22 protein-coding genes are annotated in these 20,112 nt (G+C 33.8%); 16 read left to right on the top strand and 6 right to left on the bottom strand.

The features are described 5' to 3' along the window. Positions 1 to 23 precede the first annotated feature (23 nt). From FJR48_RS00485 to FJR48_RS00445, 10 genes are all read left to right on the top strand, one after another. Entirely contained in the window at positions 24 to 554 is a 531-nt protein-coding gene (locus FJR48_RS00485; protein ID WP_241856077.1) for a transglutaminase-like cysteine peptidase, read from the top strand. Continuing rightward, positions 554 to 1,177 (top strand): DUF3313 family protein, encoded by a 624-nt coding sequence (locus FJR48_RS00480; protein WP_152306221.1) that lies wholly within the window; start codon positions 554 to 556, stop codon positions 1,175 to 1,177. The genes FJR48_RS00485 and FJR48_RS00480 overlap by 1 nt, the downstream gene beginning before the upstream one ends. Further along, the gene (locus FJR48_RS12130; RefSeq protein ID WP_188108650.1) at positions 1,177 to 1,644 is read left to right on the top strand and encodes a hypothetical protein; all 468 of its coding nucleotides are present in this window, start codon (positions 1,177 to 1,179) and stop codon (positions 1,642 to 1,644) included. Before FJR48_RS00480 ends, FJR48_RS12130 begins: the two co-directional genes overlap by 1 nt. Continuing rightward, positions 1,641 to 2,714: an ABC transporter permease gene (locus FJR48_RS00475; protein WP_241856076.1), complete on the top strand. Its 1,074-nt coding sequence runs from the start codon at positions 1,641 to 1,643 to the stop codon at positions 2,712 to 2,714. Before FJR48_RS12130 ends, FJR48_RS00475 begins: the two co-directional genes overlap by 4 nt. Then, complete coding sequence (locus FJR48_RS00470; protein WP_152306220.1) at positions 2,711 to 3,334, top strand: ABC transporter ATP-binding protein; 624 nt, start codon at positions 2,711 to 2,713, stop codon at positions 3,332 to 3,334. The genes FJR48_RS00475 and FJR48_RS00470 overlap by 4 nt, the downstream gene beginning before the upstream one ends. Continuing rightward, the gene (locus FJR48_RS00465; RefSeq protein WP_152306219.1) at positions 3,321 to 4,862 is read left to right on the top strand and encodes a hypothetical protein; all 1,542 of its coding nucleotides are present in this window, start codon (positions 3,321 to 3,323) and stop codon (positions 4,860 to 4,862) included. Before FJR48_RS00470 ends, FJR48_RS00465 begins: the two co-directional genes overlap by 14 nt. Further along, entirely contained in the window at positions 4,859 to 5,764 is a 906-nt protein-coding gene (locus tag FJR48_RS00460) for a hypothetical protein (RefSeq protein ID WP_152306218.1), read from the top strand. Before FJR48_RS00465 ends, FJR48_RS00460 begins: the two co-directional genes overlap by 4 nt. A gap of 36 nt (positions 5,765 to 5,800) precedes the next feature. Next, complete coding sequence (locus FJR48_RS00455; RefSeq protein WP_152306217.1) at positions 5,801 to 6,337, top strand: YceI family protein; 537 nt, start codon at positions 5,801 to 5,803, stop codon at positions 6,335 to 6,337. A 75-nt stretch (positions 6,338 to 6,412) separates the two neighbouring features. Next, positions 6,413 to 8,326: a LapD/MoxY N-terminal periplasmic domain-containing protein gene (locus tag FJR48_RS00450; RefSeq protein WP_152306216.1), complete on the top strand. Its 1,914-nt coding sequence runs from the start codon at positions 6,413 to 6,415 to the stop codon at positions 8,324 to 8,326. A 78-nt stretch (positions 8,327 to 8,404) separates the two neighbouring features. Further along, positions 8,405 to 10,360, top strand: a complete 1,956-nt coding sequence (locus tag FJR48_RS00445; protein ID WP_152306215.1) for a hypothetical protein — start codon at positions 8,405 to 8,407, stop codon at positions 10,358 to 10,360. A 5-nt stretch (positions 10,361 to 10,365) separates the two neighbouring features. Here FJR48_RS00445 and FJR48_RS00440 read toward each other — a convergent pair whose 3' ends face one another. The 3 genes from FJR48_RS00440 to FJR48_RS00430 are packed head-to-tail and all read right to left on the bottom strand — an operon-like array spanning position 10,366 to position 13,454. Then, a complete protein-coding gene (locus tag FJR48_RS00440) occupies positions 10,366 to 11,235 on the bottom strand; it encodes an HpcH/HpaI aldolase/citrate lyase family protein (RefSeq protein WP_152306214.1) in 870 nt (289 codons plus the stop codon). A 2-nt stretch (positions 11,236 to 11,237) separates the two neighbouring features. Further along, the gene (locus FJR48_RS00435) at positions 11,238 to 12,212 is read right to left on the bottom strand and encodes an iron-sulfur cluster assembly scaffold protein (RefSeq protein WP_152306213.1); all 975 of its coding nucleotides are present in this window, start codon (positions 12,210 to 12,212) and stop codon (positions 11,238 to 11,240) included. A gap of 27 nt (positions 12,213 to 12,239) precedes the next feature. Then, complete coding sequence (locus tag FJR48_RS00430; protein WP_152306212.1) at positions 12,240 to 13,454, bottom strand: NifS family cysteine desulfurase; 1,215 nt, start codon at positions 13,452 to 13,454, stop codon at positions 12,240 to 12,242. A gap of 202 nt (positions 13,455 to 13,656) precedes the next feature. On the opposite strand from FJR48_RS00430, the gene FJR48_RS00425 reads away from it, so the two are divergent. From FJR48_RS00425 to FJR48_RS00400, 6 genes are all read left to right on the top strand, one after another. Beyond that, a complete protein-coding gene (locus FJR48_RS00425; RefSeq protein ID WP_152306211.1) occupies positions 13,657 to 14,154 on the top strand; it encodes a hypothetical protein in 498 nt (165 codons plus the stop codon). Between the two features lie 162 nt (positions 14,155 to 14,316). Next, on the top strand, positions 14,317 to 15,576 hold the full coding sequence (locus FJR48_RS00420; RefSeq protein ID WP_152306210.1) for a 3-isopropylmalate dehydratase large subunit: 1,260 nt from the start codon (positions 14,317 to 14,319) through the stop codon (positions 15,574 to 15,576). Beyond that, positions 15,576 to 16,169, top strand: coding sequence for a molybdenum cofactor guanylyltransferase MobA (gene mobA, locus FJR48_RS00415; RefSeq protein ID WP_152306209.1), 594 nt, complete (start codon positions 15,576 to 15,578; stop codon positions 16,167 to 16,169). Before FJR48_RS00420 ends, mobA begins: the two co-directional genes overlap by 1 nt. A 44-nt stretch (positions 16,170 to 16,213) precedes the next feature. Further along, the gene (gene moaC / locus FJR48_RS00410) at positions 16,214 to 16,684 is read left to right on the top strand and encodes a cyclic pyranopterin monophosphate synthase MoaC (protein WP_152306208.1); all 471 of its coding nucleotides are present in this window, start codon (positions 16,214 to 16,216) and stop codon (positions 16,682 to 16,684) included. Then, positions 16,668 to 16,934: an HP0495 family protein gene (locus FJR48_RS00405; protein WP_347402073.1), complete on the top strand. Its 267-nt coding sequence runs from the start codon at positions 16,668 to 16,670 to the stop codon at positions 16,932 to 16,934. The genes moaC and FJR48_RS00405 overlap by 17 nt, the downstream gene beginning before the upstream one ends. 16 nt (positions 16,935 to 16,950) lie before the next feature. Continuing rightward, a complete protein-coding gene (locus FJR48_RS00400) occupies positions 16,951 to 18,006 on the top strand; it encodes a DUF6781 family protein (RefSeq protein ID WP_152306206.1) in 1,056 nt (351 codons plus the stop codon). A 36-nt stretch (positions 18,007 to 18,042) separates the two neighbouring features. Here FJR48_RS00400 and FJR48_RS00395 read toward each other — a convergent pair whose 3' ends face one another. The 3 genes from FJR48_RS00395 to soxZ all read right to left on the bottom strand — a co-directional run bounded on the left by FJR48_RS00395 (position 18,043) and on the right by soxZ (position 20,078). Continuing rightward, positions 18,043 to 18,981 (bottom strand): DUF302 domain-containing protein, encoded by a 939-nt coding sequence (locus tag FJR48_RS00395; protein ID WP_152306205.1) that lies wholly within the window; start codon positions 18,979 to 18,981, stop codon positions 18,043 to 18,045. 86 nt (positions 18,982 to 19,067) lie between these two features. Then, positions 19,068 to 19,502, bottom strand: coding sequence for an MOSC domain-containing protein (locus tag FJR48_RS00390; protein WP_152306204.1), 435 nt, complete (start codon positions 19,500 to 19,502; stop codon positions 19,068 to 19,070). Positions 19,503 to 19,769: 267 nt separating this feature from the next. Next, positions 19,770 to 20,078 carry a thiosulfate oxidation carrier complex protein SoxZ gene (gene soxZ / locus FJR48_RS00385; RefSeq protein WP_152306203.1) on the bottom strand — a complete coding sequence of 103 codons (309 nt, stop codon included), beginning with the start codon at positions 20,076 to 20,078 and terminating at the stop codon, positions 19,770 to 19,772. Positions 20,079 to 20,112: the final 34 nt, after the last annotated feature.

Below are 20,112 nucleotides of genomic sequence, written 5' to 3'. Positions count from 1 at the left end.
ATAGAATTGGAAAAAAGTATAAAATGTTTGCAAAAAAAAGATTCTTTTATCAGCAAAAAACTTTGGACAGCGTAGCCGATTCCTCCGACATGGAGAAACTCAAAACCGTAAACGAGTTTTATAACGGTGTTAAATACTCCTCCGATATAAAAGTTTATAAAAAAAAGGATTATTGGGCTACTCCATATGAATTTTTGGGTAAGGACAAAGGTGATTGCGAAGACTACGTTATAGCAAAATATTTTGCATTAAAATATCTTGGAGTCGATACCAAAAAACTTTTTTTTACTTATGTCCGTTCTACAAAGTTCAAAGCACCGCATATGGTTCTAACATACTTTAAAACACCAAAAAGTGAGCCCTTGGTTCTTGATAATTACAATCGCCGTATATTTCCTGCTTCAAAAAGAAAAGATTTGATTCCTATTTACAACTTTAACGGGGATTCTTTATATAAAGCTTCAAAAAGCGGTACAGGCAAAAAACTCAAACAAAATAAATCTCACAAAAAATGGGATGAACTTCAAATAAACATCAAGAAAAGGAAAATCTAATGAAACAAACTCTCTTAATATCAACTTTGATAACATTGACTATGCTAAGCGGTTGTGCTTCAAAGATGCAAGCACCTCAAAACTCGGGCTTTTTTAAAAGTTATGATGACTTAAAAACAAGTAATGTCCTTGTAAGCGATGCAAAGGAGCTAAGAAAAAATATCTATATTGAAGATGTTACGGTAATACCTTCTATAGATATAAACGAACAAACAGACGTGCAAAAAAAACTGTATGCCGAGATATCAAAATATGCTACGGCAAGATTAAAAGAGGCGCTAAAATTTAAAAATACCGATACAAAAACAAAAGACAGCTTAGTTATGCAAAGTGCACTGTCTGCATCGGAAGTTCATTTTGACGACAAAGAATGGAATCAACTCTCGCCCTTGGCTTTGGGTATTACGGTAGTATCTCTTAATGCATACCTTGATGAATCTGTCCGTCTAGTCGGTGAGTACCGTTTACTAAACAATAACAAAACAGTTGTAAAATCATTAAATTTGGTAAAAAACGTAGCTATATCGTTAAACGGTGATTATCTGAGTATAGATGATTTAAAAGACTCTATAGATGCTTGGGTAGAGAGTGTCGCATCTGAACTAAACGCGGGAGATAAATAATGAAAAAGATATTTTTACTTCTAGTAATTACTTTTGCATCTATATATGCACAAAACCTAAAGATAGGCTCGGATATCCAGATGCTGAACAACTTTGAGTATGAAACGCCAAAGTCACGTAAAATGAAAATACCGCTAAATACAAAAACTCTGCTTATCGCCTTTGATAAAGACACGGGAGCACTTGTTAACGAGTATCTTGCAACAAAAAACAAATATTTTCTGCAAAAGAAAAAAGCTATATTTATTGCAGATATAAACAAGATGCCTACAGTGGTTACAAATATGTTTGCACTTCCTAAACTTAGAAAATACAAGCATCTTATCTATTTACATTATAATGAAAAATTTCAAAATGCAGTTCCAAAAAAAGATGAAAAAATAAGTGTTGTAAGATTTGAAGATAAAAAAGTAAAAAGTATCTCATATATATCAACTCAAGAAGAATTAAAAAAGGTATTTGATTGATAGCATTAAGAGCTTTAAGCAAAAACAAGTTTAAAAGTCTCTTGATTTTTTTATCGATAACTATAGCCGTAAGTGCTATTTTTTTAATCTCTTCAATCTCTCAGGGCGTTATCGCAATGTACTCAAATATGATAAAGACCGATGGAGATATCATCATAACCCAAAAAGGTATAGCCGATACGTTTTTTTCCAATGTAGATATAAATCTGCGGAAAAAAATAGATGCTTTGGATGCTGCAAAATCGAGTTACGCCGTCATAGTAGGGGCTTCTCCGGTTGGAAAACTCCCCATAGCCGGTATATACGGTGTAAGCAAAAATCATCTAAAACATTACAAACTTGACGAAGGTAATTATCCAAAACACGGCGAGGTTATTTTAGGTCAAAATATTGCCAAACAGATTTTTACCAAAGACGTCAAAATAGCAAATAAACATTTCAAAATTTCGGGTAAATTTTCAAGTGAGATAGGGTTTGAAGAGGGCGGCGTAGTTATGAATATAGAAGATGCAGGGAAGCTTTTTAACCGTTCGGCCTCTTTTATACTCGTATCTTCAAAAAATCCAAATAAGACAGAGAGCTTAAAAACTCAAATTTCAAAAATGAGTGAAGATATAGATGTTAAAACAACACAGAGTTTTGTTGATGAATATAATCAGTTTAAGATTATAGAAAACTCATCTTTGGTTATCTCATCACTCGCTTACATTATGGGTCTTATGGGTATCGCATCTGTTATGAGTATGATTGTAAACTCACGTAAAGAGGAATTTGGAATTATGCGTGCACTTGGAAAAAGCAGATTTTTTATTATTAAAAATCTTTTTTTTGAGAGTGTAATTATGAGCATAGCTGCATATAGTTTTGCCCTAATTTTGAGCATATCCGTTTTAGAGTTGATTCCACATATAGAGATGCTTCAAGGCTACGTTAACGGTTCTATAGATAAGCAGACTGCATTTTATGTATTTGTATCTACAATCTCAATGGCTATAGTAGGCTCAATTCTCCCTGCTTATATAGCCTCAAAAACAGACCCGATTATCCTGATAAACCAAGGATGTGCATGATAGAGTTAAAAAATATATCCCACTTCTATGTCGAGGGTGAACAAGTGCTGCATAATATTTCTCTAAATATATCTGCGGGAGAATTTTTATTTTTATCAGGTGAGAGCGGGAGTGGAAAATCTACACTTTTATCAATCCTCTCAACCCTTTTAAAACCCAGTAAAGGGGAGCTTTTAATAGATAAAGTAAATGTAAAGGAAATCAAAAATATAGATAATTTCAGACAGGAAAATGTCGGTTTTGTTTTTCAATTTCACTTTTTAATAAACTATTTAAACGTTTATGAAAATATAGCTTTGGCTGCAAAAGAGAAGCATAAAAAAGATATAAATGAACTTTTAGAAAAGTTAGGAATACTTGATTTGGCAAAAAGATATCCAAATGAGATATCAGGCGGTCAACGCCAACGCGTAGCACTCGCCCGATCACTTATAAACAAACCTAAAATTATATTTGCAGATGAGCCGACAGGTAGTTTGGATTCTAAAAATTCAACACTGGTATATGAGCTATTAAAAACGGCTTCAGATGCAGGTACCACCGTTGTAGTAGCCTCTCACGACTTGGCTATAAAAAATTATGCAACAAGAACCATAAAGATGATTGATGGAAAACTTTAACACACTTATACAAAAAACACTGCCGACTTGGACTTGGATATTTTTTATATCTATTTTAGTCGGTGCTATATATGCTGCACAACTTCTTGGATTTTCACTTTTTTCAAATACACTTCTAAACCCTGTTACGACAAGAAGTCTGCATATTACACTTATGCTGTATGGTCCGATAATGCTTGCTCTGTCTCTCTTGCCTTTTGCACTTTTTGCAAAAGATAACTTAAATCTGAGCGATGCTGCAAAGTATTTAAAAAACTACTTCTTTCTATGGCATCTGTTTTTATTTATGGCTGGGATCTCTATACTTTTAGGTGCTCAACGTGGACTTGCTTTTTATGATTTTGCGTATGAACTTAACTTTATACTTGCATCTAGCGGTATTTTTTACATAATTGCGATTTTTAAAACTATAAAACAATATAAAGTCCAGCCTGTTTGGGTAAAAGTATCTAAAACGGTACTTTTCTCTGCACCGATTGCACTGATTATTTTAATGAATCCGGTAATAGGTCAGGTTGAATCTACTATAACAGGTCCACACGGTGATAACACTTTAGGGATGAGTTTTACGCTTATTCCGCTTTTTTATCTTATGATAAAACTTTATGCAAAAGAAGAGATAAAACCAAGACTGAATATACTTTGGATTATACCTCTTGTAGGATATATAGCTTCTGTATCTCATCGCATCTTTATCGGAGAGCTTTCTTACAGCCAAGAGTGGTTTTTTCAGTGGCTGACATTTTTTTACGCACCTGTTCTTTACATTTGGTATAAAGATGCAAAACTTAGTTTAAAGTCACACCCCTACCTCATCATATCTATATGGGCATTTTTATTTGTAATGATTCAAGGGAACATCCTTTTTATTCCGGAAATCAGATGGCCGTTTCACAGAAACGATTTAGTAGTAGCTCACGCTCACGTAGCTATAGGGCTTGGAATATTTTTTATGTCTCTTAGCATCCTTAGTTATTTTTATAAACTGCCTAAAAAACTTATACACGCTTGGAGTTACGTTATAGCTTTAATCTTTTTTCCTCTTACTATTTCAGGTTTTGTACAAGCCGGATTTTTAGACGCAAATATAGAGATATTTTGGTGGCTGAGATTACTTGGCGGGCTTTTGGCACTTGGAGTTATTTTATACTATATATACAAAGCACTTTGCATCAAAAAACCTTCTCTTTTAGAACTTTATCACCTCAACGGTTTTGCATCCGATGGTCTTGGTGCGATTATACTTATACTTTTTGCACCGCAGCTTTTTGACTTTTTAGGATTTAACTTTTCGCCGCATTATTACTTGGTATTTGGATTTATGGGTTTTGTAGGTTTATTGCATCTGATAGGAATCTCAAAACATTCACACTTTTTGGCTGAGATGACCTCGTATGCACGTGTAATCACGGGGACAATGTTTTTCTCTCTATTTTATGTTTCTAGCTTGGATGCACTCGCTTTGCTGGTTGGATTTTACGATATCTCCTATGCACTTATATATCTTTTATGGATAAGAAATAGATGATAAACTCTTTAGCCCTTACACTGCTTCTTGGCTTTGAGCTAAGTTTTTATCTTCTGATTGTACAAACCGGTATAGCTGAACATTTTAACTCAGATATATTGGTTCTCTCTCCGCTTTTTATAGGCGGAGTCAGCGGTACAATCTTAGCAGGGTTTAACTGGGGAAAACTTAATAATCCGATACATAAAATAATTTTGGCATTAAGTATTCAACTTTTCATGTCGTTTTTATACCCTTCTTATAGTCCCTTAGGATTATTTATACTAGGTCTTGCTATAGGCATGATGGCACCGCTTGGGATATATCTATTTAAACAACATCAACAACGCTCCCTTTTTTTTGCACTGGCAATTGCATATACTGTAGGAACTTATAATTTCACTTCCGTAGCATCGGATAGGATTTATATGGCTATTTTTTTCTCAGCTATAGTTTTTCTTTCGGCTCTAACTCTTAAAGATTTTAAAGTACAAAAGATAGAACGCACGGATTATAATATTATAACTTTTATCCCTTTTGTACTATGGATATTTCTAGATTCTAATCTATTTGAAACCCTCTCAAGACATGAAGGAATAAATATTTGGGATAATTATACATATACGATTATCTTTTTTCATCTACTTGGTTTGATAAGTGCGTATTTCATAAAAGCAAAACAAAAACAACAACACTTTTTTATATTTGTTCTTTTTGTTCTCAGCTATGTGCTCTCTTATCTTGAGCTACCTTTTGCTTTGGCTATTATTTACCCTTTTGTAATCTCTTACTATAATGTAATAGTATTTACCTCTCTTACAAAACTTACAAGTCTAAAAGACCTATCTTTTGTGATGGTGTTTGTAGGGTGGGCGGCATCAGGAACAGGTTTAGCACTGGCGTTATCAAAGTTACTGCATTAGTGCTATAATAATAAAATCTTATTTAAAGGAAGTATCATGAAGTTCTTAGTTTTATCTATAATTTTGGTTCTATCTCTGTTTGCAGGTGAACTTAAACTACAAAGCGGTTCTGTTATGGGACTAACAAGTGTATTGGGTGATAGCAAGATTGATCCTAAAAACGACAATCTACTAACAAATCTTTCTATTGATGGAGATGATATAACTACACTAAAAGGTACTATATCCGTGGAGATGGCTCTGTTTAAAAGCCAAAATGCCGATAGAGATGAAAATATGCTTGAAACTTTAGAAGTTGAAAAATTTACAAAAAGTATATACACTATACAAAGCGTTGAAGATACAAAAGCTCCAAGCGTATATATTTTAAAAGGTGAACTTGACCTGCACGGGGTTAAAAAAGCACTTGACTTTAACGCTACGATAACACAAGACGATATGATTTTGAGTATAGATGCGAAGTCAAAAATTAACGTTGAAGATTACGGTATAGAGATGCCTTGTTTACTTGGATTTACTATGTGTGTAGATGAAAATGTTGAAATAAACGGTGTTGCGGTATTTAATAAATAAACATTATCAAACACTATTAAGCAATATATTGATAAAATGAGCACAATACATTAAAAAACCAAGAGGCTTTGACTTATGACACTCTTCAAACAAATAGCAATAATGCTCTCAATATTTTTAATTATCATTTTATCAACCGTTTTAATCCTAAATTTTCAAAGTGCAAACGACGGTGTACAAAAGAGATTGTTTGAAGATGCAAAAAACACCGCTAGCTCTTTAAGCTTGTCTCTTGGCAGTGCAAACGGCGACATCACTATGATGTCAACTATGATAAATGCAAACTTCGACAGCGGTAACTATCAGTTTATCTCTTTAGAGGATATAGATGGTAAGACCGTATATAGCAGAAAAGCCGATATTCAAAATATCAATGCACCCGACTGGTTCATAAATCTTGTAAATATAAAAGCACCAATTGCTAGTGCCAATGTATCTGCCGGCTGGAGCCCGATAGGGATTTTAAATGTTCAAAGCGATATATCTTATGCATATTCACAACTATACTCTATACTCAAAAATCTTATAATATCTTTTTCTATTCTTACTATAATTGCTTTAGTCGTATTGTATCTGCTTATTCATGCCGTTTTAAAACCTCTAAAACAAGTTCAGCTTCAAGCCGAAGCCGTAGCTAGAAACGAGTTTATTACTCAGACAAACATACCAAATACAAAAGAGTTTAAAGACGTAGTGGTCGGAATGAATACCATGGTTCAAAAAGTCAAAGTGATGTTTGACAAAGGTAATGAGGAGCTAAAACGCCAAAAAGAATTGGAGTATATAGACCCCGATACAAAACTTAAAAACAGAAAATATCTTATTGACAAGTTACCTTCATATTTAAAAATAGATGCTTCTTCAAAGGGCGGCATACTTATGATGGTAGCAGTCTCCGGTGTAATTGAAGCCAATGAAAAAATCGGTCACAGGGATGTGGACGGACTTTTTTGCGAAATTGCCGAAATATTTAATTCTTTTGCCGGCAATTATTTTAATTCGATAGTTGCACGTATGAACGGTACGGAATTTTCTATTTTACTACCTGATTGCAATGATGAAGAAGCTACGGATTTAGCTCAAGCTATAAGAGACTCTATAAATGAAGCTATAGAAAAAAAAGGTCTTGAAACCGATGTAACGTTTGTCTCTATAGGTCTATATGAATACAACTATACACAAAATATAGCTAAACTCTTATCTTTATCCGATAATGCATTGGCACAAGCCAAATTTAGCGACAGTAAAATTCATCTTGACCATGCACAGAGTGCTACAGAGGTTATGGGTAGGGATGCATGGCGTGAAATTATAAATAAAGCAATTGAGAGAAACGGATTTGAATTTTTGTCCTACAAAGCAGTTGATACAAGAACAAAAAAAGATGTCCATAATGCCCTTAGTATATCTATGAGTGTTGATTCTCAGACCTACTCTTTTGGTCAGTTTATGGCGCCTGCAAATCAAGCCGGATACGGTCATGATATTTATAATAAAATACTTGAAATGATATTTATACAGCCTGATATGAGACTAAAAGATTCAACTTGTTCACTTAGACTTCCATATGACTATTTAGATTCAAAAGAAACTTATCTTCATATGCTAAAACTGTTTGAATCTCATGCATCCAAACTACCTTTTAAACTGATATTTGAAATGCCTGATAAACTTATATCTCAAGAGTCGGAAACTATTGCACAGTATAAAGAGCTGTTTGAAAAATACGGTTTTGAAATGGCCGTATTTGAATTTATCGGTGAAAGCCACGACTATAAATATTTACAAGACCTGCGTCCTGCTTATATAAAAGGTGAGGTAGATTATTATTTAAACCAAAGTGAGCAAAGTTTATCGGCTTTAAGACTTATTACCGATTCTGTAGGAATCTCATTAATTGCTACCGGTGCTATGAATATGGAAACGTTGGAAGAGTTAAAGAAAAAAGACATATATATAGTACAGGGTCGTGTTACGGAGATACTATAAATACACAAACCGATTTTTAAGTAAAAATAATATTTAATTTTGTTAAAATTAGCGTACTTAACTAAAAAAGGGTTTAGCATGTATATTAAAATATGTAGATTATTAGGATTGGCTTTAGCTTCGTTTGTATTTGTAGCTTGTGGAGGTGGAAGTAGCTCAAATTCATACATACCCACAGAAAACTCTACAAGCGTTTCTGGGCATTTCATTGATGCGGCTGTATCCGGTTTAAATTATGAATGTTCTCCATCCGGTACACTCGGTATTACAGATCAAGACGGTAAATTTACATGTGACATAAACGACAGTGTTTCATTCAAGCTCGGCAACATCCCTTTAGGTGTTAGCGTTGAAATAAATAGCGGTGATGTTATAACACCTTATACCCTATTTGAAAATAATCACGATGCGGCACTAAACCTTGCTCAACTTCTCCAAACGATAGATGATGACGGTGACCTATCTAACGGTATTACTCCCAACCCTGTACATATCGAATCTTTAGGAGACAGTTTAGATTTTACAAGCTTAAGGTTTGATCGTATAGTTCCAAGATTGCTAGATGGTATAAACTCTTTAGTAGATGAGGACCAAGCTGAACAGCATATGCGAGATTCTTTGGCAACTTTAGATATCACACCACCTGAACCTCCAGTAAATCCGGCTTTTATATCTGTAAGAAATACTGACAATTGTAATGAAATCTATCTTTTAACAAAAACTTCCCAAACTAGATTTTTAGAAGATTATTGTATGGTTTCCGATCCTTCTGATCAAATAAAGACCGCTAACCAACACTTTATGCTTGTTGAAGATGCACAAACGGAAGCCACGTATTTAGTATCAACCGATGGTATTAATACGACAATGATTAATTTTGAAACGACTGATGATACAGTTTTTACACCTAATGAACTTTTATTAGTCGAAGATACAATCTTCCTTTTAGGCTCTGTCGGCAATGTTGGTTCTAAAACAGAACTTGGTAAAAGCTTATGGATAAGTGACGGAACTCAAGAAGGGACATCTAAGCTTACTACTCTGGACTATATATCCAATATGACTCAAGTCGGTTCAAAAGTAATTTTTAAAGCTGATAGCTTAACCGGTGTAGATAACGACTATGAGTTATGGGTTAGTGACGGTACTGTGGATGGTACGAAACTACTTAAAAATATTAATCCTGATGGAAATTCTCACCCTTATAGATTTTTTCAAATCGAAGATAAAACAAAAGTATATTTTAGTATTCAAGACGGTCCGACAAACAATGCCTTATGGATAACAGACGGAACAAGCGAAGGGACACAAATAATTAAAGAAGTTACACAACAGGGAACCGAAATGTGGATTTTGGATGCTCTTATGCTTGGAAATAAACTATTTTTTCAATATTCAAATGAACTTTGGGTAAGTGACGGAACTGAGAATGGAACCAACTTAGTAACATCTTACAACAGCTTTAACAGCATTACAAAATTTGATGAAAATAAAGTTATCTACAAAACAGGTAATCAAGCAGGTTCTTACGGTATTTCTATTAGCAATGGCGATACCGTTACAGATGTTCCAAATACAAATAATATAAGTATAGGCTCTAATTCATTTAAAAATATAAACGGCACTGTATATTATAATGACGATTTTACTATATACAGCATCAGTGAAACAAATATTTCTGAAGTTGGCTCTTTAAGTTCTAACCATGCAGGTTTAGAGTTTTTTAATATGAATAATGAGACATATTTAAAAGCTGAACTGCAAGACAACGGCACATATAATGATGAGATGTTTAAAGTGAGTGTAGCAGAAAATGGCAATCTATCATTTAATAAACTTAATTTTGTTTTCCCTCTTGAAGCTAGAAACTATACTGAATTATACAATTTTGATGAGTATGTAGTCGATAATGTATATTATGGACATGTTTTTTATGAAACTTTAGATGGGAACAATCTTTACCAAGGTATAGCAAAAATAGACGGAACAAACCTTAGTGTCGTTTATTATGAAGAAACGGTAGGTAGAGAATAATTTAATTATTTAACCCCGAAAACCTCAGCCCTTTTTATAATCTCTTTTGAATAAGGGCTCATGGTTTTTACTTCACCCATTTTTCCATCCAAATTTATAACTGCTCTGTGTTCATCCAATATCTTTTTTGCATCTTGTAGTTCTAACTCAGATACTTTATAAATATCATGAACTAAATTGATTTGTGAGGGATGGATTATTGTTTTAGAAAAAAGCCCCTCTTTTAAATCTCTTTTTACATCTTTTATAAAGCTCTTTTTATTTTCAAAACACGGATAAACTCCGCCACTTACTGCAAAACCCGAGCTTTTAAAAACCGCTAAAAAATTTCCTAATACGGATGCACATACGGTATAATCAAAGATGCTGTACTCACAAGATCTTTTCATACTTAATTGTCTTAACATATCTTCCAAACCAAAACGTACAAGTATTACACGCTCTTTATAGTTTGATATCTTCTCTCTCAATTCTTTTAGTGCATCCGTATCAAATAACTCACTTCCTTCAATAGAAGGCATAAATGAGTGTTTACTCTTACTTAGAAGTTCTAAATAAGCGTCTGCATTATCTAATGAAAATTTTGGAAGGATAAAACCATCTATTTTATCTATATTTGTGTATGTTAAAAACTCTTTTAAGTCTTTTGTATCTCTTGGACGGATAAAAACTAAAAGATTTGTTTTTTGGTAGTTTTTTAGTATATTATTTATAATATTCTTTGCATCTTCAAGCTCATCATCATTGATGCCATCTTCTGCATCTATAACTATACTTTTTAAATTTGGGTATTTTTCGCGTTTTAAAATTTGGGGGAGATTTTTATGAGTACTTGGTACAAACAGTGTTGCACCAAGGTCTATATAATCAATCATGATTAAATTGGAAGTACTCTTACTTTTTTACTTAGTTTTTCTTTTAGAGTTGATTCTATCGCATACAATGTACCCGTAGTCGAACTTGCACAACCGTTACAAGCACCAAGATAACGAATATATACATCGATATTTTCATCATTTGTTTTGATATCGATTACTTCCATATTTCCGCCGTCCATTACAAGGTACTGACGAACAGATTCATCTATAACTGCATCTATGGCTTTAATCTGTTGCACCAAAGTCATTGTTTCAAAATCACCCTTAGCACCTGCATCGGCAGCTGCTTTCATTTTTTCTTCATCCATTTCACGCCTTACGTCTGCTAAAATATCTACAAGATAGTACTCTCTTGCTTCATGTCCACCTGGTTTAATACAGCTTTTACAAAAACCGCCCGCTTTTGTATAGTCGGTTATCTGCTCAACCGTAGTTAAGTCATTTAAACGGATAACTTCTTGAACCGTTTTAAGTGAAACCCTTGCACATTCACAAACAATGATTTCCTCTTCAAAACTCTCGCTATCTACACCTAGGTACATACCTGCAGCTTTTTTAATAACATCATATGCCATTACCGAACAGTGCATCTTTTGAGGCGGAACTGCCGGAGTATCCGGATCGTCACGTAGAGCCATCTCAACGTCGATATTTGTAATTTTAACGGCTTCTTGAACAGTTTTGCCTATACAAAGCTGAGTCATAACGTCACTTGAAGCGATAGCCGTACCACAGCCGAAAGATTTAAATTTAGAATCTATAATCGTATCTGTTTTTGGATCAACTTCCCAGTAAAGTCTTACTGCATCTCCACAACTCTCCGCACCGAAATCTGCAACAATAAGTTTGTTGCCACGTTTATCTACATCTTCTTGAAAAATTTCACCCTGATGCTGGGGATTATTCATCAGTGTCGTTACTTTGTTAGAATATGCATCCCAAAGTGAGTCACCGAATAAATCTGCTTTTGCCATTTTTTTTCCTTTAATTCTTTATTTATTTTAGTGGTGATGCAACTCGCACTCTTTAACTTCTCCACCTGCTGTCGGCTTTTGTTTTGCAAACGAGCTGGAAATTCCACGAAGTCTTAAAACCGCTTTTTTGAAATGGTCTATAGTGTAATCTATTTCTTCATCAGTCGTAAAACGAGAAAGTGAAAGCCTGATACCCGTGTGAGCTAGTTCGTTGTCAGCTCCGATAGCCAACATTACAGTATTTGCTTCTAAATCTTCAGATGCACAAGCAGAACCCGTTGAAGCTCCGATTTGACCGTTATTTAAGTCCCAAAGCATACCTTCACCCTCAACACCTCTAATAGATATTAAGATTGTATTTGGCGTACGGTTTTCACGTTTACCCACTACAAATGTATCATCTAACTCTAAAATAGCATCTTCTAGTCTATCTCTTTTTGCTCTGATTGAAGCCATCTTTTCTTCTATATTTGTTGTAGCAAGCTCAATTGCCTTACCCATACCTACGATATAAGGAACATTTAGCGTACCTGAGCGGCGTCCGCCCATATGTTCACCGCCGTTTAAAAGCGGACTTAATTTGCGTGAATTTCTAATATATAAAGCTCCGACACCTTTTGGTCCATGAAACTTATGAGCACTCATAGATACAAAATCAACTTTAACATCTGTCAAATCAACTGGTATTTTACCTATTGCCTGAACTGCATCCGAGTGAAACAATACACCTTTTTCTTGGCAAACTTCACTTATCTCTTTAATAGGGAAGATTGAACCAGTTTCATTTGATGCCCACATTACAGATACCAATGCCGTACGCTCGGTAATAAAACTCTTAACAGTATGTGCTTCAACTACACCGTCTTCATTTACCGGAAGGTAAGTAACTTTTACGCCATCATCTTCTAAAGCTCTACAGGTAGCTAAAACTGAAGGGTGCTCAACTTCGGTTGTAATTATATGGTTTTTTTCACCGTGTTGAATTAAATCGTGATATACGGATTTTAAAACCCAGTTGTTAGATTCCGTCGCACATGAAGTGAAAATAATATCATCATTATCACCTGCATTTAATGCCGTATAAACCTGATCTATAGCTTTTTTAATCGCTGGGTGTGTAGCCGTACCAAATTTATGGAGCGAGTTTGGATTTCCGTATAACTCACTAAAAAACGGCAACATAGCATCTACTACTAATGGATCACACATAGTAGTAGCATTATTGTCTAAATAAACTTGCATTTTTTACCTTATTTTTTTAATTCAGACTATTTTTGTCCTTTTTTGATTTTGATATGATAATGCTTTTGTCATTATGATATGCTTAAACCAAACTGATTTGCCAAATCGTTTAAACTTACTTTTATAAAGCTTTATGCCTAATACTTGTAAAATGCCTTATAAATACGATATTTATAATATTTTTACAAACTTAGGAAACATAATGTGTAATTTTAACAAACATGACGAAGATACGAAAGCTTTTATTCATCTTTTTATGAAAAAAGCCTCTCAAAATGTAGGCGGTGTAAATTTTTTACTTAATTTAATCGAAGCTATTAAGCAAAATAGACCAAATGCACTAATACTTGCAGAAAAAAAAGTTATCTCAAAAGAGGCAAAAATTGAATGGAACAAAGTTGTTTTCAAAGATAAGTTTGACGTTTTAGAAGAAATAATACGTTCCCATAAAAGCAATGAGGGTTATAACTTCAATATTTTAGAAGAAGATAACTCTAAAAAAAGCAAAAAGATATTAAATATGGTAAAAACACTTGCACCTCTGGAATTTACCGTTTCTGCAAATGACGGAGACGGATTTAATTTTAAAATTTTCGACAAACTTGAAGATGATTTTGTATCAATAAACCCTATTTTTGTAGCTATCTTTTTTTGTTCAAGTGAGTTTACAAAAAAAGCTCTTAAGTATGAAATGGTATAATTCCACAAACTTTTTATAAAACTTTAAAAAACGCACTTGTGCGTTGGGCTCTCTGCCGAAGAGAACCTAGTGTTAACGTAGGAAAAGGAATTATTTCCTTTCCCGTGCTAAAAAATGGAGGAGGTTCCCTTCATTTTACGAAGTAAAATTAAGGAAATGACTATGGGTCAAACTATAACTGAAAAAATATTTTCCGAGCATGTAGGCAAAGCTGTTTTTGCAGGTGAAATAGTACGTTCACCGATCGACATGGTTATCGGAAACGATATTACAACACCTATATCTATTAAAGCATTTGAGGATAACGGTGCAACAAAACTTGCAAACCCTGATGGTTTTTCAATCGTACTTGACCACTTTATCCCTGCAAAAGATATAGCTTCTGCAAACCAAGCAAGAATCAGCCGTGACTTTGCTAAAAAGCATAAACTAAAAAACTTTTTTGATGAAAAAGACATGGGAATCGAACACGCTCTTTTACCTGAAAAAGGTCTTGTAGTTCCGGGTGACGTTATTATCGGTGCAGATTCACACACTTGTACTCACGGTGCACTTGGAGCATTCTCTACGGGCATGGGTTCAACCGATTTGGCTTTTGCTATGATAACAGGCGGAAACTGGTTCAAAGTTCCTGAATCAATCAAAGTAGTATTAAGCGGTAAACCTGGCAAATATACTACGGGGAAAGATATAATTTTGGAAGTTATCCGTATGATCGGTGTTGATGGTGCACTTTATAGAACTTTAGAGTTTGTAGGTAGTACGATTGAGCACTTAAGCATGGATGACAGATTTGCTATGTGTAACATGGCTATCGAAGCGGGTGCAAAAAACGGTATAGTTGCTTATGATGATACAACTAAAGCATTTTTAGCAGATAAAGATTTAGCTCGTGAGCCTAAAATCCACTACTCTGATGATGATGCCAACTATGTTCAAATTTTAGAGATAGACGTAGCTAACCTTGATCCTGTTATAGCATATCCGTTCTTGCCATCAAACGGTCATCCTGTTAATAAAGCGGTAGAGGACAAAATCAAAGTCGATCAGGCATTTATCGGTTCTTGTACAAACGGCCGTTTAGAAGATTTAAAAGTGGCATCTGAGATACTAGAGGGTAAAAAAGTTCATGAAGACGTTAGACTTATCGTTACACCGGGGACTCAAAAGATTTTACGCGAAGCTACAAAACGTGGATATATCGATATTATCGTAGATGCAGGCGGTGTAGTTTCAAATCCTACATGTGGTGCTTGTCTTGGCGGATATATGGGGATTTTAGGTGACAATGAAGTAGCTATTGCAACGACTAACCGTAACTTTGTAGGACGTATGGGTTCACGCAGTTCAAAAGTTTACTTAGCAAATTCTGCAGTAGCCGCAGCATCGGCTATAACGGGTTATATTACAGACCCTAGATAATGTTTGACATACCATGTGTCATCTTTGCAGGTGGCAAATCAAGCCGTATGGGAGAGGACAAAGCTCTTCTTCCTTTTGGCGACTTCAATACACTCACCGAGTTTCAATTAAACAAACTCTCAAAACTTTTTAAAAACGTATATATCTCTTGTAAAACAAAAGACAAGTTCAACTTTAGTGCTGATTTTATAGAGGATGTAAAAACAGATAATGTTTTTGCTCCCACGGCAGGCTTTATTGCTGTTTACGAAAAATTACAATGTGAAAGATTTTTTGCTATAAGTGTCGATACGCCTTTTGTAGATGCGGATGTGATTAATAAACTACTAGATGCAGACACTGCAGATGCAGATGCAGATGCAACGATAGCAAAAACAGATAAAGGGATGCAACCAATGTGCGGCATCTACCATAAAAGTATGCATCCAGAATTTATACAGATGCTTAAAGAGGATAATCATAAACTGGGCTTTTTACTAAAAAATTCCAAAACAAACTTTGTATATTTTAAAAATGATAAAACTTTTTTAAATCTTAATAATCCTAAAGAGTACGAGCAAGCCCTCAAATTAATTCATAATACCGTTATTTAATTATAGATATAATAATAAAATAATGAATTAAAATAAGGGATAAAATGAATCTTACCCACCTAGATGAAAACCAAAGACCAAAAATGGTTGACGTATCAGACAAAAATCAAACTACCAGAGTTGCAGTAGCTAGCGGAATAATAGAGATGAGTCAAGATGCATACGATGCTATTGTAAGTGAAAAAACCAAAAAAGGACCCGTTTTACAAACTGCTGTAATTGCGGCAATCATGGGGACAAAAAAAACAAGTGACTTAATACCTATGTGCCATCCTTTAAACCTGAGCGGTATCAATTGTGATGTAGAAGAACTACCTGAACTACCCGGCTTTAAACTCACGGTTACCGCAAAACTCACAGGTCAGACAGGTGTAGAGATGGAAGCACTAACAGGAACTAGCATCGGTCTTTTAACAATATACGATATGGTAAAAGCGATAGATAAGGGGATGGTTATACGTAATGTTCAACTTGAAGAAAAGTCGGGAGGAAAAAGCGGTGATTATAAACGATAGTAAAGAAAAACTCGAACTTGATTATCCTGTAAACTGGAAATATAAACTTATATCTCTCTCAAAAGAGCAGATTCAAAAAGCTATACATGACGTAATACTTGAACGTGAACATAAACTTGAACACTCCAATGAGAGCAAAACAGGTAAATACGTAAGTATGAATTTAGAACTTTTAGTTCATAATGAGGATGACAGAAACTTTATATATGAAGCTCTAAAAGCACATCAACATATAAAAATGGTACTTTAAAATTAAGGATGAGAAGATGGATTTAGACAAGATTATAACCGATATAAAAAAGTTGTACAACCACAGGTACCGCTCAATTGATAAAAGAGTTACCCATGCTATTGATGAAACTCAAAATACTCTACATGTAGATTTAACTGCTTTAAACCTGCATGAGATGAAAGCTCTATCTAATACGGTCTTAGATTTAGAATGTGAAAAAGTTCATGATGAACTAGAGGAATTGATTTCTCAAAAAGAGGCTATAGAATCTAAACTTCATAAAAAAAGACAAGATTTGCAAAATATTAAATATGCAGTGTTTGAAGCAATTGAATCTAAAATCGATCCAACAGATGCAGATACCTTGTCAAAACTACACCAAGTAAAACTACAATCAATAGATATTTTTGATATATTAAGTCAAACGGTCGAGTCAGCTGTAATTACATCTATAGAGCGTTCAAAAGATTCTGAAGCAAGTGAAAATATACAAGAAGTTATAAAAGAAATAACTTATCAAGCTATAAAAGAAGGCTCACTCAGCACTATCCGTACCAGAAAAATTTTAGCTACAATCCTTAGCTCAGTCATAGATATAGCTGAGGCTAGTCCGAATAATGCCCTAAATATTTTAAGCCCGACTCTAAAAGGTATGAGAAGCGGTCTTTTACACTCCATTGAGAGATTTAAACGTCGCGTAGCATATATGCCTTTAGAAGCAAAACATATACTTATAGAGGACTACGATAACATAATGGAGGATTTAAATCAAACAGATACTCTTTTTATGCAAGTAATTCAAACTCAAGCTAACGAATCATCTCCTGAAATAAGACAAATACTTGTCGAGTTAAATCAAAAGATGCATCTCGATTTAGAAGAGTTAGTAGTTATATCTAAAGAAACGGCAGGCGTAATTAGAGAAAAAGTATCCAACTTTACAAAAACAGCCGTTGAAAAAGCAGATACAGCTCTTAAAAGCAATAAAGCAAAAGAGGCTAAACAAATGGGGATACAGGCTTGGGGTATAGCTAAAGAAGCTTTGGGAAATGCACTAAAAAGTGCTAAAAATGCTATGGAAAAGAAGTAAACATTTTCGTTTACCTCTTTTTTATATATCCATTTACTATTCAGTTAATTCAGATAAGATATTGTTAATCATACCTTGAGCATCATAAAGTTGCTTTTTAGCGTGCTCATCTTTAATATCTAAAGTTTTAATCCAGTTATCAACACCTAAATAACCTATATGAACCATATTTTCACCTTTTTTCTTGTATGCATACATAGAACACGGAGCATACGCACCGGCTTCAGGCGTTTCCTTAGATACAGGGAATATTACGTCAAATTTACAAATTGAATAAGTGATATAAAAATCAAAATCATCTATACCTGCTTCTTCAAATAACTCTTCATTCATATTTGTATAGTTTGGAAATAAAAATCCGATAGGTTCCATCTCACCTTCAAACTCCATCTCAAAATTATCACGCCACTCATCACCGTCTGCATCTTCATCCAATTCTGACGTGAAGTTAATCTCGTATGTAGCTTTTGGATCTAGTACTTTATGATTTAATTTTTTAAACTTTCCATTTGGCATAGCAGCTTTTAAAGCTTTTTCAATCATCTTTGAATATGCTATTAAGTCAGGATCGGTTGCAGGTAATTTTGCTGTTCTGGCAATCCCTTCCAATGTTAAAGTAGATACGTTCATTGTATCACCTTCAGACCAAATAGACATAGTTAAAGGAACTAATCTACCAAAATGAGGATATTTTCTTACAAGCTTTATACTTAGTTCGTTATTACGAAACATCGCTAAATGATAAGTTTTATAGTAAGTTTTTTTAAATCTCAACTCAAACGGTGTGTTCATATTATTGTTTCCACCCATTTTAAGACCATTCGCTTCAAATGCGGCACCTATTGTTTTTGGTGTAATCTTACCGTCTGAGTTTTTAGATGAAAAAACTTGTACGCTCTGAGGAGCACTAGCAAATGCAGAAGACGTAATTGCAAAAAAGATAGCAACTACCGAAAGTATTTTATTCAACTTCATATGTTTCCTTTTATTTTTGTAATATTATATTACAATAATTTATTTTAATATCAAAATTTAAATTAAAATAATTTTTTTTTATAAAACTATTTTAAAAATTTAACCTTATCGCCTATTTTTATATTACCGCTTTTTATAGTTTTGGCAAAAATGCCTCTATCGTTTTCAAGCAGTTTAGGTAAAGCACTATCAACTTTTGAAAGGCTGTTGCATATTGTACAGTTATGAGTTATTTCCAGTATAACTTCTCCAATTTCAATTTTATCGCCCGGAGTTAAATGATATGGATTTATATCTATTAAAATATTTTCGCCTAATGAGCTATATGGAGCATTTATCCCATTTTTTAGAGCAAGTTCATAACTTGAAACAGATGTAATTAAAACTGATCTTTGGACGTTTTTTCCATAGAACTTGTCTTCATATACACCTTTTTCGTCTAAAGTAATGAGTCTTTTACTTTTTCTATTGTCTTGACCCTTTACAGATATAAACAGCTCTAGTATGTTTCCCTCTGTCATCTAGCTTCCTCTAACCTTATTTAAAGTTATATTTATTCAAATATAACTTAGTATTAATAAACTTAAATATCTTAAAAACACTATCTACTGATAAATATAGCTTCATATATTTACTACAATTTATCGAAATATAGATATGTTAAATAAAAGTTTATTGTGATTTATGTCTCTTGAAAATAGAGACTCTTGTGGCAGTAAACAATAAGAAAAATTTTAATAAAAACATTCATTGTATTTTCCTTATTGTTATTGCATGATAAAAGTAAATTACTTGATTTTACCTTTACCCTTACCTGTTTTACCCTTACGGTCAACCCAACTCATCTTTAATGTATCACCTTCTTTAAATTCATCACCTTTGATTTTGAATTTAAAAATAGGATTTTTAGATAAAAACTGACTAGTTGACATATCAATAACAGTTTTACCGTTAATTGTACCGCTCATGTGAGTGATAAAATTAGCATCATCTCTATTACCGGTTTTTTTCTCAGCTTGATTATATGTAATCATTCCGTGTTTAGCCATACACTTAACTTTGATTACGCCTTTTTTTAATTTTGCTTTTACTCTCATAGTTTTCCTTTATATTATCAGTTATTTTTCAAAA

It is taken from the genome of Sulfurimonas lithotrophica (assembly GCF_009258225.1).
GTDB classification, from domain to species: Bacteria; Campylobacterota; Campylobacteria; order Campylobacterales; family Sulfurimonadaceae; genus Sulfurimonas; species Sulfurimonas lithotrophica.
The sequence above is the reverse complement of the archived record's forward strand: the minus strand, read 5'-3'. Positions and strand labels throughout refer to the sequence as shown.

Bases quoted from the DNA above. Each gene is read 5' to 3' on its own strand.
- mobA (WP_152306209.1), top strand. From the start codon at position 15,576: ATGTTTGACATACCATGTGTCATCTTTGCAGGTGGCAAATCAAGCCGT.
- FJR48_RS00465 (WP_152306219.1), top strand. From the start codon at position 3,321: ATGGAAAACTTTAACACACTTATACAAAAAACACTGCCGACTTGGACT.
- FJR48_RS00440 (WP_152306214.1), bottom strand. From the start codon at position 11,235: ATGATTGATTATATAGACCTTGGTGCAACACTGTTTGTACCAAGTACT.
- FJR48_RS00420 (WP_152306210.1), top strand. From the start codon at position 14,317: ATGGGTCAAACTATAACTGAAAAAATATTTTCCGAGCATGTAGGCAAA.
- FJR48_RS00445 (WP_152306215.1), top strand. From the start codon at position 8,405: ATGTATATTAAAATATGTAGATTATTAGGATTGGCTTTAGCTTCGTTT.
- FJR48_RS00470 (WP_152306220.1), top strand. From the start codon at position 2,711: ATGATAGAGTTAAAAAATATATCCCACTTCTATGTCGAGGGTGAACAA.
- FJR48_RS00480 (WP_152306221.1), top strand. From the start codon at position 554: ATGAAACAAACTCTCTTAATATCAACTTTGATAACATTGACTATGCTA.
- FJR48_RS00390 (WP_152306204.1), bottom strand. From the start codon at position 19,502: ATGACAGAGGGAAACATACTAGAGCTGTTTATATCTGTAAAGGGTCAA.
- FJR48_RS00455 (WP_152306217.1), top strand. From the start codon at position 5,801: ATGAAGTTCTTAGTTTTATCTATAATTTTGGTTCTATCTCTGTTTGCA.
- moaC (WP_152306208.1), top strand. From the start codon at position 16,214: ATGAATCTTACCCACCTAGATGAAAACCAAAGACCAAAAATGGTTGAC.
- FJR48_RS00425 (WP_152306211.1), top strand. From the start codon at position 13,657: ATGTGTAATTTTAACAAACATGACGAAGATACGAAAGCTTTTATTCAT.
- FJR48_RS00395 (WP_152306205.1), bottom strand. From the start codon at position 18,981: ATGAAGTTGAATAAAATACTTTCGGTAGTTGCTATCTTTTTTGCAATT.
- FJR48_RS00430 (WP_152306212.1), bottom strand. From the start codon at position 13,454: ATGCAAGTTTATTTAGACAATAATGCTACTACTATGTGTGATCCATTA.
- FJR48_RS00450 (WP_152306216.1), top strand. From the start codon at position 6,413: ATGACACTCTTCAAACAAATAGCAATAATGCTCTCAATATTTTTAATT.
- FJR48_RS00460 (WP_152306218.1), top strand. From the start codon at position 4,859: ATGATAAACTCTTTAGCCCTTACACTGCTTCTTGGCTTTGAGCTAAGT.
- FJR48_RS00400 (WP_152306206.1), top strand. From the start codon at position 16,951: ATGGATTTAGACAAGATTATAACCGATATAAAAAAGTTGTACAACCAC.
- FJR48_RS00435 (WP_152306213.1), bottom strand. From the start codon at position 12,212: ATGGCAAAAGCAGATTTATTCGGTGACTCACTTTGGGATGCATATTCT.
- soxZ (WP_152306203.1), bottom strand. From the start codon at position 20,078: ATGAGAGTAAAAGCAAAATTAAAAAAAGGCGTAATCAAAGTTAAGTGT.
- FJR48_RS12130 (WP_188108650.1), top strand. From the start codon at position 1,177: ATGAAAAAGATATTTTTACTTCTAGTAATTACTTTTGCATCTATATAT.
- FJR48_RS00485 (WP_241856077.1), top strand. From the start codon at position 24: ATGTTTGCAAAAAAAAGATTCTTTTATCAGCAAAAAACTTTGGACAGC.